A 14,327-nucleotide genomic window follows, 5' to 3' on the forward strand; every position below is an offset into this window, starting at 1 on the left:
CTCCTGAGCCAGCGCCACGGCCTCCGCCCCGTTCGCTGCCTCGGCGACCACCTCGATGCCGTCGGCGAGGGAGAGCAGCGCGGCGATTCCGGAGCGGACGATCGGGTGGTCGTCGGCGACGATTACCCGGATGGGCGATGTGGTCACGATGCTGCGTCCTTCGTAAAGGGGATGTGGACGGTGAGTTCCGTGCCGTGCCCGGTGGCGGCATCCGCAACGATGAGGGTTCCGCCGACCAGACCGACCCTGTCGCGCATGCCGCTGAGCCCGAAGCCGTGTTCGTCGCTGGGCTGGAATCCACCGAGACCGCGGCCGTCGTCGGCGACGCGGAGGCTGACGCTGTTGTCGGATTGAGCGACGGGGACGGATGCTGCGCGGGCGTTCGCGTGTTTGCGTACGTTGGCGAGTCCCTCCTGGGCGCAGCGCAGCAGCACGACTTCGATGTCGCGAGGCAGCTCGGTGAGCGGCGCATCCGTCGTCACGGTCACCCCGGTCTCGCGACTGAAGCGCTCGCCGAGTTGAGCGAGGGTGTCGGCGAGGGAACCGTCGCGCTGCGGGAGGCCGGCGTTCGCGGCAACGAGGGAGCGGGCTTCGCGGAGCGCCTCGCGAGCGGTGGACTCGATCAGCTCGAGAGTGGAGTCCGCGGTCGGCTGCTCCAGACGGGCACGCTGCGCGAGCATCACGACGCTCGTGAGGCTCTGCGCGATGGTGTCGTGGATTTCGCGGGCGATGCGTTCGCGCTCGGCGGTGGCGCCGGCATCCCGGCTCATCAACTCGAGCTCACCCTGCGCCGTCCGCAGGTGGTCGAGCAGGCGCTGGCGTTCTACGGTCGCGGCACCCCTCGAGGATCTCGATGGTGGTGGACCTGCCTGCACCGTTGGGGCCGAGGAGGGCGAAGGTCTCACCGTGGCGGATGTCGAAGCTCACGTCATCGACAGCGGCACAGCTGCCGTAGCGCTTGCCGAGGTTCTCGACCTCGACGGTGGTGTCTGAGGGTGGGGCGGTCTGGTTCATGGTCCCAGCGTGGCCGCGCCGCGCTCGCCCCGGTAGCGGTGATCCGGCTGAACCCGGCATCAACCGATCGGTGGATGCTGCGCGCCCGGCCGCCAATTCACCGGGACCGGACCAAATCACCCCCGGCGTGTCGCATGCATCCGTCCGGAACGGGTGAACTGGTGCCTCAACTCATTCCGACGTGTTCATGTTGAGGGAGTCTCCGTGCCCTGCCGAAAGCTCCGTTGAAAGCATCCCGCTGAGCACCGGCAGAAGTTCGGGGAGAGAACGGCACCCCTGCCGCTCAACGAAGTGGCCGCCGCCCGGGATAACGGTCAGCGGCGCCTTGAGGCTCCGAGCCAGGGCCGCTGTGATCGGCGGAGCGACGGTGGTGTCGTTGTCCGATCCGAAGACGTGCCTCCGCCGGGCACCGTGGAGAATCGCCTGAACATCGAGCGGTGCGGCGGTGAACGGATCAAGGTTCGGGAGGTTTGGCAGCGGCTGGGCGAAGCCCGCCACAAGAATGAGGCCGCGGAGCGTCCACGGTCCTGGAAGTTCTGCGAGCAGCCGCAGGGTGGTGATCGACCCGAGGCTGTGCCCGATCAGGATGGTGTTGTCGTCCACTGCGCCGACGGCATCCTGCAGCGTCTCGAGCCAGGGTCCGGGCTGGGGGTGCCTCGAGTTCGGCAGTGCTGGCACCCGCACCACACCCGGCTCGAACTGCTCGACGAGCCACGGGAACCAGTGCTTCCTGGGGGAGGCGAGGTAACCGTGGGCGACGACGATCCGTGGGGCCATCCGTCGAGTCTGCCAGCACCACGCAGGCTCAACAGGGCGCAGCAGCTGAAACCGGCCCTTTTCTCCTGTTGGGAGTGCGCCTGGTGCGGATGATCCTGCCGAGCCCGGCTACGCGCCGGTGCGCATCCACGCCGTCGTGCGGGCCCGAAGCCCGAGCGTCGCGGCGCGAGCGGCCAGGTACCCGATCGAGAACGCGGCGGTGAGCAGAGCCAGACCTGTGGCATCCGAGGGGGCTGCTGCGAGCACCCAGAGCGCCAGCGGAACGAAGACGGCGACGTTGAGGATGCCGGTGAGCGCGAGATACCGCGCGTCCCCGGCGCCGATCAGCACCCCGTCGAGCACGAACACAAACCCGGCGAGCGGAGTGCTGATGCCGAGGACGATGAGACTCGGCACCAGCAGCCGAGCGAGCTCCGGGTCGCCCGTGAACAGCAGGCCGGCGACCCCGGAAGTGGCGACCACGACGAGCCCGAGGACGAGGCCGGAGCCGACTCCCCATTGCAGGCACCGGGCCAGGATCGAACGAACAAGAGAGGTGTCTGCGGCTCCCAGGCTCTTGCCGATGAGTGCCTGGGCGGCGATGGCGAGGGCGTCGAGGGCGAACGCCGTGAAGGTGAAGATGGTCATGACGATCTGGAACCCGGCGAGCTCGGACGTGCCGAGCCCGGTCGCGACGAACGTCGCCAACAGGATCGCGATGCGCAGGCTCACCGTGCGGACGAACAGCCAGCCGCCCGAGAGCGCCGACCCCGAAATGCCTGCCCGGTGCGGCCGAACCGATGCGCCCGTTCTGCGGGCGTGGTGCAACACCACGGTCAGGTACGCCACGGCCATGCCCCACTGCGCCAGGACCGTTCCGAGCGCGGCCCCCGCGATGCCGAACTCGAGCAGGTAGATGAACACGAAGTTGAGGGCGATGTTCGCCGCGAAGCCGGCCGTCGCCACGAGCAGCGGAGTGCGCGTGTCCTGCAGCCCGCGGAGCAGGCCTGTGGCCGCGAAGACGAGCAACATTGCCGGCAGCCCGGCCATCGAAATCGAGAGATAGACGGATGCCTGCTCCGCGACATCCGGCGACGCCCCGAACGGTCCCACCAGGGTCGGGGTGGCGAACCAGCCGGAGATCCCGAGCAGCAGGCCGAGGCCGAGCGCGAGCCACAGTCCGTCGATTCCCACGGAGACCGCACCCCGCTCGTCGCCTGCACCCAGCCGCCGGGCGACTGCCGGCGTCGTCGCGTAGGCGAGGAACACCATGAGACCGATGATGGTCTGGATGATCACTCCCGCGATGCCGAGTCCGGCGAGCGGGGTGATGCCGAGGTGTCCGACCATGGCCGAGTCGGCGAGGAGGAACAGCGGTTCGGCGACGAGCGCGCCGAGGGTCGGGACCGCGAGACGCAGGATGTCGCGGTTCACGGTGGTCACCGCTCGAGCCTAGGACACCACGTCTTTCGGCGTTCCATTCGCCTGCGGAGAGGCCGGAGGCGGCACAACAGGACGGCCTCCCGCGAAGCAGTGTGGCCACTCGACGGGGGGCCACGCGGGGCCGCCGCGACACGGCGGGGGACCCCCTTAACAGTGCCGCTCATCAGGCGTAACGTCCGCAGCATGAGCACGGTGATTTCAGCGCAGGACCTGCGAAAGCACTACGGCAGGACCCGAGCCCTCGACGGCCTCGATCTCACGGTGACGACGGGTGAAATCCACGGTTTCCTCGGGCCGAACGGTGCCGGGAAATCGACCACGATTCGCATCCTCCTCGGCCTGGCCCGGTCAGCATCCGGCGATGTGTCCGTGCTGGGCAGGAACCCCTGGACCGATGCCGTGGCGCTCCACCGCCGGATCGCCTACGTTCCCGGCGGGGTCGCTCTCTGGCCCACTCTGACCGGCGGCGAGGCGATCGACCTGCTCAGCCGCCTCCGAGGCATCGACGACCCGGTGCACTATGCGGCTCGGCGGGCGCACCTCACCGAGGCCTTCCAGTTCGACCCGAGCCGCAAGGGCCACACCTATTCGACGGGGAATCGTCAGAAAGTCGCTCTCATCGCGGCGCTCGCGACTCCCGCCAGCCTGTACTTGCTCGACGAGCCCACCGCGGGTCTCGACCCGCTGATGGAGGCCGTCTTCCGCCGGGAACTCGCCGCGGTGGTTGCCGACGGCGCCACAGTGCTCCTCTCGAGCCACATCCTCAGCGAGGTCGAGCAACTCTGTGACCGGGTCAGCATCATCCGCGCCGGCCGGATCGTCGAGACCGGCACACTTGCCGACCTGCGGCACCTCACCCGCACCGAGGTCGCCTTCTCCGTCGAGGGCCTCACCGAGGCCGACCTGCGCGACATTCCCGGCAGCCATGACCTCGTGATCGACGGGCCCCGGGCGCGATTCACCGCAGACAGCGACGAACTCGTCGACCTGCTGCCGACGCTCGCGCAGCTCCGGGTCCGCGGCCTCACCGTGACCCCGCCATCGCTCGAGGAACTGTTCCTCAGTCACTACGGCGACCTCGGGGCGGATGTCGCCCGCCAGACCCGGCGGGCCGCCCGCCGTACCCGGGTCGGGCGATGAGCACCCTCGCGATCCTTGTTCGTCACCGGATGAGACGTGACCGAATCCAGACCCCGGTCTGGCTGGCGTCGATCGCGGCCCTCATCCTGTTCTCGGCGCTCGCACTCCAGGACACGTTCGGGGGCGTCGCCGAGCGCACGGTGCTCGTTCGACTGGCGGCGGCGAACCCGGCGATCATGTTCATCCGCGGTGTGCCGCAGGGCACAGGCGCCGCCGCCGTGCTGATTTTCACGGTCCTCGCGTTCCTCGGCGTGATGGTCGGCCTCATGAACACGTTCCTGGCGGTCCGCCACCTGCGCGCTGAAGAGGAGAGCGGCCGCGCCGACCTCGTCGCATCGACGCCGGCAGCGCGGGTCCTCCCCGCGCTGGCGACGCTCGTGTACGGACTCCTCGTGAACGCGGTGCTGGCGATCGCGGTCGCCGGATGCCTGATTCTCGCCGGCCAGGACGCGTCCGGCTCGTTCGTCACCGGACTCGCCCTCGCCGCCATCGGCGTCGTCTTTCTGACCGTCGGCGGTGTGGCATCCGAACTCATGCCGAGCGCCCGGGCAGCCAACGGCCTCGCCGTCGGTGCCGTCCTCGTCACCTACCTGTTACGCGGCATCGCCGACGCCTTCGGCGCGGTGTCAGCAGACGGGCTGAGTGTCGAGAGCGCCTGGCCGGCCTGGCTGTCACCGATCGGCTGGGCGCAGAAAACGCGCCCGTTCACCGAGGACAACCTGGCGCCACTCCTGCTGAACCTCGCCACCGCATCGCTGCTCGTCGGAATCGCGGTGCTCGTCATGGCGCGCAGGGACACCGGAGCCAGCGTTTTGGCGACCAGTTCGGGCAGGATGGCGGCCCTGCCGACCCTCGCCGGCCCGTTCGGCCTGGCCTGGCGATTGCAGTGGCCCTCGATCGTCGCGTGGTGCGTCGGGGCAGCCGCGTTCGGGGTCTTCGGCGGATCGCTCGGAACCGCCGTCGCGACCTCCGACATCGCGGACAGCCCGATCGCGGACCAGCTCGCCCGCCTCTCGCGGGGCGGGGACACCCTGACCGAGGCGTTCATCTCGGTCATCTTCACGATCGTCGGCATCGTCGCGGCCGGCTGCGCCATCCAGGCCATCGTCCGGATGCGCCAGGAGGAGTCGCACGTCGGCGGCGAACTCGTGCTGGCCACTCCGGTGTCACGGTACTCCTGGGCGGGGGCGTACATCGGGATCGGGGCGATCGCGATCGTGCTCGTCCTCACGACCGGCGCGACGGCATCCGTTCTCGCGGCACTCGCGGTCGGGGCGCCGGAGGAGAGCATCGAGGACTCGGTGCTGGCAGCGCTCGCCCAGCTGCCGGCGGCACTGCTCTTCCTCGCTGTGGTGGCCCTCGTCTGGTCCGTCGTTCCGCGGCTCACCGCCGGGCTTGGCTGGGGGTTGCTGGTGCTCTCGGTCTTCCTCGGCATCTTCGGCGCCCTCGTCGGGCTGCCGGACTGGACAGCCGACTTGTCTCCGTTCAGCCACACCCCCGTGCCGTCCGGTGCAGACACCGACTGGGGTGGAGGAATCGTGATGGCGGTGCTGGCGCTCGTGGCCGGTGCCGCTGCGTTCGTCCTCTTCCGGCGCCGGGACGTCGAATCGGCCTGAAAGCACCACAGGCATGCACGTCGACGCGGTCGCTGGGCGACCTTGCTCAGGGACCACCACCGCGCCCGGAAAATCGCCCGCCCTTAACGATCGCCAGTCTCCTAGGGTGGAGCTATGACGAACGCGGCTCTTCCCTCCGGAATCTCCCTCGACGAACTCGACCCAGCGGTGCGGCCGCAGGACGACCTGTACCGGCACGTCAACGGCAAGTGGCTCGCCCGAACCGACATCCCGGCGGACAAGGCCCGGTGGGGCTCATTCCACATGCTCGCCGAAGAGGCCGAAAAGGCGGTCCAGGCGATCATCCTTGAGGCGCAGGATGCCGCGGACGATGAGAACTCGGACCCCGAGCAGCGCAAGGTCGGCGACCTCTACGCGAGCTTCATGGACGAAGACCTCGTGGAGGCGCTCGGAGCGACGCCCATCGCCGGACAGCTCGCTGCGATCGAGAACGTCGGGTCGATCCAGCAGCTCGTGCGCACAACGGCTCAGCTCGACCGCGCCGGGGTGAGCGGATTTTTCCAGCTCTACGTCGACAACGACCCCGGCAACCCGGAGCGGTACCTCGTCCTCCTCGAACAGGGCGGCATCTCGCTGCCCGATGAGAGCTACTACCGCGACGACAAGTTCGCGTCGGTCCGCACCGCTTATGTCTCGCACATCGAGCAGATGTTCGAGCTGGTGGCCGAGGGGATCCCGGGAGGATCCCAGTTCAGGAGCGCCGTCGTCCGCGCCCAGCACGTGTTCGACATCGAGACCGCAATCGCCGCCGTGCACTGGGACAACGTCCGTTCCCGCGACAGTGAAGCCACCTACAACCTGCACAGCTGGGACGAAGCAGCCGGGCTGTTCGCCGGTGGGGGTGATCGTGCTTTGATCGACGCCTGGCTCCACGCCCTCGGAGCACCGGAAGGCGCGTTCGACGAAGTGGTCGTCCGTCAGCCCAGCTTCTTCGCCGGGCTCGCTCCCCTGCTCGTGCCGTCGAAGCTCGAAGCGTGGAAGGACTGGCTCGCGTGGAAGGTCATCCACGGCGCCGCCCCCTACCTGTCGAGCGATTTCGTGGCATCCAATTTCGGTTTCTACGGCCGCACCCTGTCGGGCACCCCGGAGATCCGCGACCGCTGGAAACGCGGCGTCTCCCTCGTCGAGAGCGTACTCGGCGAAGCGGTCGGCAAAATCTACGTCGACCGGCACTTCCCCCCCGAGGCGAAAGCCTCCATGGACGTGCTCGTCGCCAACCTGGTCGAGGCGTACCGGCAGTCGATCAGCACGCTGACCTGGATGGGCAACGACACCCGCAAGCGGGCGCTCGAGAAGCTCGAGAAGTTCACGCCCAAGATCGGCTTCCCGTCGAAGTGGCGGGACTACTCGATTTTGGACGTGCAGCGCACCGACCTGCTCGGCAACGTCCGCCGGGCGAGCCTGTTCGAGTTCCACCGCGAGCTCGGCAAGATCGGCAAACCGCTCGATCGCGAGGAGTGGTTCATGACTCCGCAGACGATCAACGCCTACTACAACCCCGGTTTCAATGAGATCGTGTTCCCCGCAGCGATCCTCCAGTTCCCGTTCTTCGACGAGGGCCGGGATGCCGCGGCGAACTACGGCGCGATCGGCGCGGTCATCGGGCACGAGATCGGGCACGGCTTCGACGACCAGGGCTCCAAGTACGACGGCACGGGAAAGCTCACCGACTGGTGGACCGCGAAGGACCGCAAAGCCTTCGAGAAGCGCACAGCGTCTCTGATCGCCCAGTTCAACGGCCTCGCGCCCGCGCAGGTTCCCGACCACCACGTCAACGGAGCCCTCACGATCGGCGAGAACATCGGCGACCTCGGCGGGCTGTCCATCGCGTGGAAGGCGTACCTGATCTCTCTCGCAGGGCAGGAGCCGCCGGTGATCGACGGACTCCCCGGCGCTGAGCGGTTCTTCCTCTCCTGGGCGCAGGCCTGGCAGCAGAAAGCCCGCGACGCCGAGGTCATCCGGCTTCTGGCGATCGACCCGCACTCCCCGAACGAGTTCCGCTGCAACCAGATCGTGCGGAACATCGACGAGTTCTATGAGACCTTCGACGTCACCCCCGCGGATGCCCTCTGGTTGGAGCCGTCGCAACGGGTCACCATCTGGTAGCCGCCTCTCCCGATCGCCGGGAGTCTGCGATACTTGTGAGTACGGCCACGGCGATCGTCCGAGCTTCCCGTGAGGGGCGGGCATCCGTATTTCAGGCCGGACCAGAGCAATCTGTGATCGGCGCGAGGATGCGATCGAGCCGGTCACTCTACGGAGATCAAAGCCAGTGGTACCGTCGACGCAACAACCCGCTGCACCGCAGCCCTTCAGTCGCACGCGGCAACGGGAGCGTCGACGCGCCAGGCACCGGTCTGCCGAACCCGCGGAAACGTTCGCGAGGAGCCTGAAGGCCCTCGGTTTCCTTGCACGGAACGGCGTGCAGGTCTCCGCCCGCGTCACTGACCTCTCGACCGGCGCCGAATTGTTGAGCGTCGACGACTACGTGGTCATGCCGACCGCCTCGATCGGCAAAGTGCTGCTGCTGATCGACGTCGCCGCCCGGTTGTCCGACACCGAGTTCGCGGCCCTCACCATCCTCGATCGGGAATCGAACGATTCCGTCGGAGATTCCGGCGTCTGGCAGCATCTTCAGGCGCCTTCGCTCCCCGTCGCGGACCTCGCTGCGCTGATCGGCGCGACGAGCGACAACCTCGCCACCAACGTGCTGCTGCGGCTGATCGGGCTCGACTCGGTGCGCAGGCGCACCGAGTCGATCGGGCTGAAGCGCACCGCACTTCTCGACCGGGTCCGCGACCAGCGTGGACCGGACGACGCCCCGCACCTGTCGGTCGGCTCGATGAAGGAGATCGCCTGGCTGTTCTCCGCCCTCGCTCGCGGCGAGATCGTCGACCCGGCCACGAGTCAGCGGGTGGCCGGCTGGCTCTCGCTCAACGCCGACCTCTCGATGGTGGCATCCGCTCTCGGGATGGACCCGCTGTCGCACCGCTCAGGGGATCACGGCATGCAGATGTTCAACAAAACCGGCGTTGACCCCGGAGTCCGTGCCGACGCCGGGGTGGTGCGTGGACCGCGGGCAGGGGTCGCCTATGCGGTCGCCGTGTCGTTCGCCGACACCGACCTCTCGACGAGGCTCGCCGTCTACGACGCACTCCACACCCTCGGCCTGGATCTCGTCGAGTACATCCACTGAAGTTTTCCCGGTCCCTGTTGCGTCGCAGCGAGCGCCTGAGGGAAGAGCGCCGGCGCCTCGGCGGTTGCACCCTTCACGGATTCAGGGATGGAGGCATCATGGGCAAGGTTCTGCAGATGCGGCTCGTGGTCGAGGCCGAGGATTACGACAAGGCTGTCGCGTTCTACCGCGATGCGCTCGGGCTCGACGAGGAGGCGGCGTTCGAGGGCGAGGGCGACGCCCGCGTCATGATCCTCGACGCCGGTCGCGCCACTCTCGAGATCATCAACCCGGCACAGAAGCGCATGATTGATGAAGTGGAAGTCGGCCGGCCGGTGGCCCCGAAGTTCCGGTTGGCATTCGAAGTGGCGGATGCCGTCGGCGCGACCGACACCCTCACCGCGGCCGGTGCGACGCTGGTCGCCGAACCGACCGAGACGCCGTGGCGGTCGCTGAACGCGCGGCTCGAGGCCCCGGACCTGCAGATCACGGTGTTCCAGGAGCTCGACGTGGGCGCCTGAGCTTCGGCCGTTCACGTCGGCCGGGTCGATTTGTCACCTGCGCGAGGGGAAGATATGGTTGTAGCTTCAAGTTCTCGTCACCGGCGGGAATCGAAAATGCAACGAATAAGGAATTCCCGCCATGTCAGTACTTCACTCCGCCCTTACCCAGACGATCGGGGTCACCCTGCTCAGGGTCGTCGTCGGAATCATCTTCGTTCTGCACGGGGTTCAGAAGACCTTCGAGCAGACCTTCCCCGGCGTTCAGGCGTTCTTCGAGAGCCTCGGCATTCCCCTCGCCGCGGTCGCAGCTCCCGCTGTTTCCTTGCTCGAACTGGTCGGCGGCATCCTGCTGATCGTCGGCGCCCTCACCCGGATCGTCGCCCTGCTGTTCACCATCAACATGATCGTGGCCATCGCGGTCTTCCACGCCTCGATGGGCTTCTGGGTCGACGCCGGCGGATACGAGTTCGTGCTGCTGCTCGGAGCCGGCGCACTCGCGATCGCACTGATCGGCCCTGGCCGGTTCAGCGTCGATGAGCTGGTCTTCGGCGCTCGCCGCCGCGCTGCGGTCTCCGCGCAGGAGCCGGTTTCGGTCTGACCTGCTTGACTGCCTCGAACGGCTGCGATTCCATGTGAATCGCGGCCGTTCTTGTCGTACAGGGCGGTGTTCGCACCTTCGGAGATGTGTGCCGAACCGCCCCGTTCCCCAACGGAAACGCCTCCATTCGCGAGAATCTCCGCAGTTGGTCACCCAGGCGTGAGCGACGTCAGTCGATGAGGCCCATCCCGGCGAGGCGCCGAAGCACTTCGGAACCGGCGGGCGGGCAGCGGTGGAGGTCGGCTGTCGTCACCCAGTGCACGGCGCTGACTTCGGCGCTCGGTCGCGGCTCATCATCGGACTCAGCAGCGAAGACGACCATGCGCACCTGGCGGCCGTCCGGTTCGCCGTGCGCCTGCGTCACGACGGTGAACAATTCGCGCACGGTGTCGGGGACGAGCTCGACCGCCACCTCCTCGCGCGTTTCGCGTGAGGCGGCATCCGCTGGCGATTCTCCCGGGTCCACCTTGCCGCCGGGGAGGTAGAGCACGTCGCGGTTGCGTGCGGTCACCATGAGCATGCGTCGGTCCCGGATCATCGCGACTGCCGCAACGTGGATGTCGGCGAATCCGCTCACGCCGTTTGCCCGCCAGTGCGAGCTCCCGCTCCTTCGGCGGCGACCGAGCCCAGCACGGCTGAGGCCTCGGAGGAGCGCACCAGCAGGTCGACGGCGTCGGCAACGGCATCCAGTGTTTCGCGCTGGCGCAGGATGCGGAAATGCCCATCCACGGGAAGCTTCACGTTGGTGGCGCCGACGAGCACACTGCCGTCGGGCACGTGCGGGTCGAACCCTCCGAAGATGGAGACGATTCTGGCGTTGACGCTCGAGTTGCTGCCGAGGCTGACGATGGTCTCGTGCGTTGGAATGAACGCCCGCAGGGTCTGACCGAGCACGTAGCGGGCGTAGCGGGAGCCGGCGAATGGTGTGCAGACGGCGACGAGTCCCAGGAGGTGGAGTTCGTCGGTAGAGGACACCAGCATGTGCTTGCCGACGAGCCCGCCCTTGCTGTGCGCGACAATCAACCGGCCGGCCGGATTCGCTGAAACGCGCGACAGCGCCCGCACGAGCCGCTCAGAAGTCTCGACGATCGGGCGCAGGTTGTACCCAAGACCGTGTACGACGCTGACCGGGTAGCCGGCGGCGTTGAGACGTTCGGCGATCGGCCGCAGGAAGCTCCACCGCTCGTACACCCCCGGGATCAGCACGATCGTCGGCTTGCCCGGGTCCCCTTCGCTGAACGCGGGCGGAACCGTCCAGGTCAGTATCGACCGGGTGTGCACGAGCCCGGCGTCGATGTAGTCGATGGCCCAGACCCCGAGTCTGTGCAGCAGAGTGCTCACCGTCTTCCCTCCGCGTGGCGGGCAATCAGGCTGCCCACCGCTTGCCCATTCGTCATCATCACTTCGTGACCGGCCCCAGGCACCTGCACCAGACGGGCCCGGGGGATGATCGCGACGATCCGGTCGACCCAGTTCCTCGGGCACAGCCGGTCCTCGCTGCCCCGGATGACGAGCGTGTCGGCCTTCACGAGTGGCATCGTGTCCTCGACATGGTGGTCCATCATCATGCGCAATTTCTTGAAGTACCAGCGCGGTCCGGCCTTGAGGTAGTAGACGAGCCCGAACCCGATCACCCGAAGTTGCGCGCCCCAAAGGTCCTGCACGAGCCGCAGCGCCTGGATCCGCGCCCCCCGTTCCTCCGGGTTGACGGTGGGGCTGATCAAGACGACACAGTCGAAGAGGTGCGGATGCCGCGCGGCCGCCTCGACGGCGACCTGCGCCCCCATGGAATGGCCGACGAGAACCGGATCCGTGATCCCGAAACTTTCGACGAGTTCCGCGATGAGATCACCGGACTCGCGCATGTCGAGAGGTTCGTCCGGTTCCGGTGCGTCACCGAAGCCCGGGAGGTCGAGCGCGTACACCCGGCCGTGCTGCCCAAGGGTGTCGGTGAGGGCGCCCCAATAGTGCCTGCCCATGCCGATGCCGTGCAGCAGGATGAAGCCCGGCCCTGTGGGGATGCCGCTCTCCGCGATCACCGTGACACGCTCGCGAGATCGGAACTCGGAGGTGTGCGGCACGGACATTCCGTCAGTCTACGTTCGCCTCCCCGAGGGCGGGCTGAGGGCGGCGAGCGGGCTGAAGACGCGCGGCTAAGCTGGAGAAGCGTCCGTGCAGCCGGCACGGGCCTCTTTTTTGCATCAGGAGCCACAGTGGCCGCATCCAGCCGTCTCGACTCAGTCATCGCCCTCGCCCGCCACCGCGGCTTCGTCTTCCAGGCCGGTGAGATCTACGGAGGTTCGAGATCCGCCTGGGACTACGGGCCGCTCGGAGTGGAGCTCAAGGAAAACATCAAGCGCCAGTGGTGGAAGCACATGGTCACCCGTCGTGATGATGTCGTCGGCCTGGACTCCAGCGTGATCCTGCCCAAGAAGGTGTGGGAGGCATCCGGCCACGTCGGTGTCTTCACCGACCCGCTCGTCGAGTGCCTGAGCTGCCACAAGCGGTTCCGCGAGGACCACCTCCTCGAAGCGTTCGAGGAGAAGAAGGGCCGTGCCCCGGAGACCGGGATGCTCGAAATTGCCTGCCCGAACTGCGGAACGCGAGGCGAGTGGACGCCTCCCCGCGACTTCAACATGATGCTCAAGACCTACCTCGGCCCCGTCGAAGACGAGTCCGGCGTGCATTACCTGCGCCCGGAGACCGCCCAGGGCATCTTCGTGAACTTCGCCAACGTGCTGCAGGCCGCGCGCATCAAGCCGCCGTTCGGTGTCGGCCAGATCGGTAAGAGCTTCCGCAACGAGATCACACCGGGGAACTTCATCTTCCGCACCCGTGAGTTCGAGCAGATGGAACTCGAGTTCTTCGTCGAGCCCGGTTCGGATGAAGAGTGGCACCAGTACTGGATCGACTACCGGTTCAACTGGTACACCGACCTCGGAATCGACCCGGAGAACCTGCGCCTGTTCGAGCACCCCGCTGAGAAGCTGTCGCACTACTCGAAGCGCACCGTCGACATCGAGTACAAGTTCGGTTTCGTCGGTGGAGACTGGGGCGAGCTCGAGGGCGTTGCGAACCGCACCGACTTCGACCTCACCACCCACGCCGAGCACTCCGGCAAGGACCTCTCGTTCTTCGACCAGGGCAAGAACGAACGCTGGGTTCCGTACGTCATCGAACCGGCGGCCGGACTGACCCGTTCGCTCATGGCATTCCTGGTCGACGCGTACCACGAAGAGGAGGTGCCGAACGCGAAGGGCGGCACCGACAAGCGCACGGTGCTCAAGCTCGATCCGCGCCTTGCGCCCGTGAAGGCGGCGGTCCTGCCGCTCAGTCGTAACGAGGCCCTCTCACCGATCGCGAAGAAGATCGCCGCCGAGTTGCGTGAGACGTGGAACATCGACTTCGACGATGCCGGCGCGATCGGCCGCCGCTACCGCCGCCAGGACGAGGTCGGCACGCCGTACTGCGTCACCGTCGACTTCGACTCGCTCGAGGACCACGCGGTCACCGTGCGCGACCGCGATACCATGGCCCAGGAGCGGGTGCCCGTCGACAAGCTCTACCTGTATCTCGCTGAGCGGCTCAGGGGCGCCTAAGCGAACAGCACAGGCCGTCCCTGGCAATGGGACGGCCTTTGCCCTTCCCCCGGGTGCCTTCGTCCGGGTCGGGTGAATTCGTGCATAGCGGTTGCGCTCTTCCCCTTCGCGCCACTACGGCCTAAGGTGGCGGCAACGAAAGGGAGCACCATGGACGTTGTCCTGCTGGTCGCTTTGAGCCTCGCCGGTATCGGCGCCATCACCGGCTTCATCCTGCTCGTCAGGCGCGAGGTTCGATTCCGACGGCTGCCGTCGGATGCCGAACGAACCCCGCCCGCCTCCACACCGCTCGATGCCCAGGCCGACGCGTGGAACGCGCAGGTGATGCGCGGAACCGGCGGCGTCCCGTAGGCACCGGTCGGCGCTACCCGCGAAGAGGGGACTTCTGCCCATGCCATTCGCCGTCACCGCAATTGACACTCACCCTCGCTGACTGCCAGCATGGAAGCCGGCTTACGAAGG

General features: G+C 67.5%; 15 protein-coding genes. 8 read left to right on the forward strand and 7 right to left on the reverse strand.

What is annotated here, in order from left to right; translation table 11 throughout:
* Nucleotides 1–143: 143 nt before the first annotated feature.
* From ACLQ62_RS01250 to ACLQ62_RS01265, 4 genes are all read right to left on the reverse strand, one after another.
* Complete coding sequence (locus ACLQ62_RS01250) at nt 144–770, reverse strand: sensor histidine kinase (protein WP_411719843.1); 627 nt, start codon at nt 768–770, stop codon at nt 144–146.
* Between the two features lie 10 nt (nt 771–780).
* A complete protein-coding gene (locus ACLQ62_RS01255) occupies nt 781–1,014 on the reverse strand; it encodes an ATP-binding cassette domain-containing protein (protein WP_411719844.1) in 234 nt (77 codons plus the stop codon).
* A gap of 171 nt (nt 1,015–1,185) precedes the next feature.
* On the reverse strand, nt 1,186–1,791 hold the full coding sequence (locus tag ACLQ62_RS01260; protein ID WP_411719845.1) for an RBBP9/YdeN family alpha/beta hydrolase: 606 nt from the start codon (nt 1,789–1,791) through the stop codon (nt 1,186–1,188).
* 108 nt (nt 1,792–1,899) lie between these two features.
* Nucleotides 1,900–3,213, reverse strand: a complete 1,314-nt coding sequence (locus ACLQ62_RS01265; protein ID WP_411719846.1) for an MATE family efflux transporter — start codon at nt 3,211–3,213, stop codon at nt 1,900–1,902.
* 183 nt (nt 3,214–3,396) lie between these two features.
* On the opposite strand from ACLQ62_RS01265, the gene ACLQ62_RS01270 reads away from it, so the two are divergent.
* The 6 genes from ACLQ62_RS01270 (at nt 3,397) to ACLQ62_RS01295 (ending at nt 10,266) form a co-directional block, all read left to right on the forward strand.
* Nucleotides 3,397–4,353 (forward strand): ATP-binding cassette domain-containing protein, encoded by a 957-nt coding sequence (locus ACLQ62_RS01270; protein ID WP_411719847.1) that lies wholly within the window; start codon nt 3,397–3,399, stop codon nt 4,351–4,353.
* A 29-nt stretch (nt 4,354–4,382) separates the two neighbouring features.
* Complete coding sequence (locus ACLQ62_RS01275) at nt 4,383–5,969, forward strand: ABC transporter permease (protein WP_411719848.1); 1,587 nt, start codon at nt 4,383–4,385, stop codon at nt 5,967–5,969.
* 114 nt (nt 5,970–6,083) lie between these two features.
* Complete coding sequence (locus ACLQ62_RS01280) at nt 6,084–8,096, forward strand: M13 family metallopeptidase (RefSeq protein ID WP_411719849.1); 2,013 nt, start codon at nt 6,084–6,086, stop codon at nt 8,094–8,096.
* A 166-nt stretch (nt 8,097–8,262) separates the two neighbouring features.
* A complete protein-coding gene (locus ACLQ62_RS01285) occupies nt 8,263–9,186 on the forward strand; it encodes a serine hydrolase (RefSeq protein WP_411719850.1) in 924 nt (307 codons plus the stop codon).
* A gap of 98 nt (nt 9,187–9,284) precedes the next feature.
* Nucleotides 9,285–9,686: a VOC family protein gene (locus ACLQ62_RS01290; RefSeq protein WP_411719851.1), complete on the forward strand. Its 402-nt coding sequence runs from the start codon at nt 9,285–9,287 to the stop codon at nt 9,684–9,686.
* A gap of 121 nt (nt 9,687–9,807) precedes the next feature.
* On the forward strand, nt 9,808–10,266 hold the full coding sequence (locus tag ACLQ62_RS01295) for a DoxX family protein (RefSeq protein WP_411719852.1): 459 nt from the start codon (nt 9,808–9,810) through the stop codon (nt 10,264–10,266).
* Between the two features lie 169 nt (nt 10,267–10,435).
* Here the strand turns inward: ACLQ62_RS01295 and ACLQ62_RS01300 are convergent, their stop codons facing one another.
* From ACLQ62_RS01300 to ACLQ62_RS01310, 3 genes are read right to left on the reverse strand one after another with little or no spacing between them, the layout of a single operon-like run.
* A complete protein-coding gene (locus tag ACLQ62_RS01300) occupies nt 10,436–10,843 on the reverse strand; it encodes an NUDIX hydrolase (protein WP_411719853.1) in 408 nt (135 codons plus the stop codon).
* Nucleotides 10,840–11,607, reverse strand: coding sequence for an esterase/lipase family protein (locus ACLQ62_RS01305; protein WP_411719854.1), 768 nt, complete (start codon nt 11,605–11,607; stop codon nt 10,840–10,842). The genes ACLQ62_RS01300 and ACLQ62_RS01305 overlap by 4 nt, the downstream gene beginning before the upstream one ends.
* A complete protein-coding gene (locus tag ACLQ62_RS01310; RefSeq protein ID WP_411719855.1) occupies nt 11,604–12,353 on the reverse strand; it encodes an alpha/beta fold hydrolase in 750 nt (249 codons plus the stop codon). Before ACLQ62_RS01310 ends, ACLQ62_RS01305 begins: the two co-directional genes overlap by 4 nt.
* 126 nt (nt 12,354–12,479) lie before the next feature.
* Between ACLQ62_RS01310 and ACLQ62_RS01315 the strand changes: the two genes are divergently transcribed.
* On the forward strand, nt 12,480–13,865 hold the full coding sequence (locus ACLQ62_RS01315) for a glycine--tRNA ligase (RefSeq protein ID WP_411719856.1): 1,386 nt from the start codon (nt 12,480–12,482) through the stop codon (nt 13,863–13,865).
* Between the two features lie 150 nt (nt 13,866–14,015).
* Nucleotides 14,016–14,216, forward strand: a complete 201-nt coding sequence (locus ACLQ62_RS01320; RefSeq protein ID WP_411719857.1) for a hypothetical protein — start codon at nt 14,016–14,018, stop codon at nt 14,214–14,216.
* The last annotated feature ends 111 nt before the right edge of the window (nt 14,217–14,327 follow it).

It is taken from the genome of Mycetocola sp. (assembly GCF_046716805.1).
In the GTDB taxonomy this organism is placed as follows: Bacteria; Actinomycetota; Actinomycetes; order Actinomycetales; family Microbacteriaceae; genus Mycetocola_A.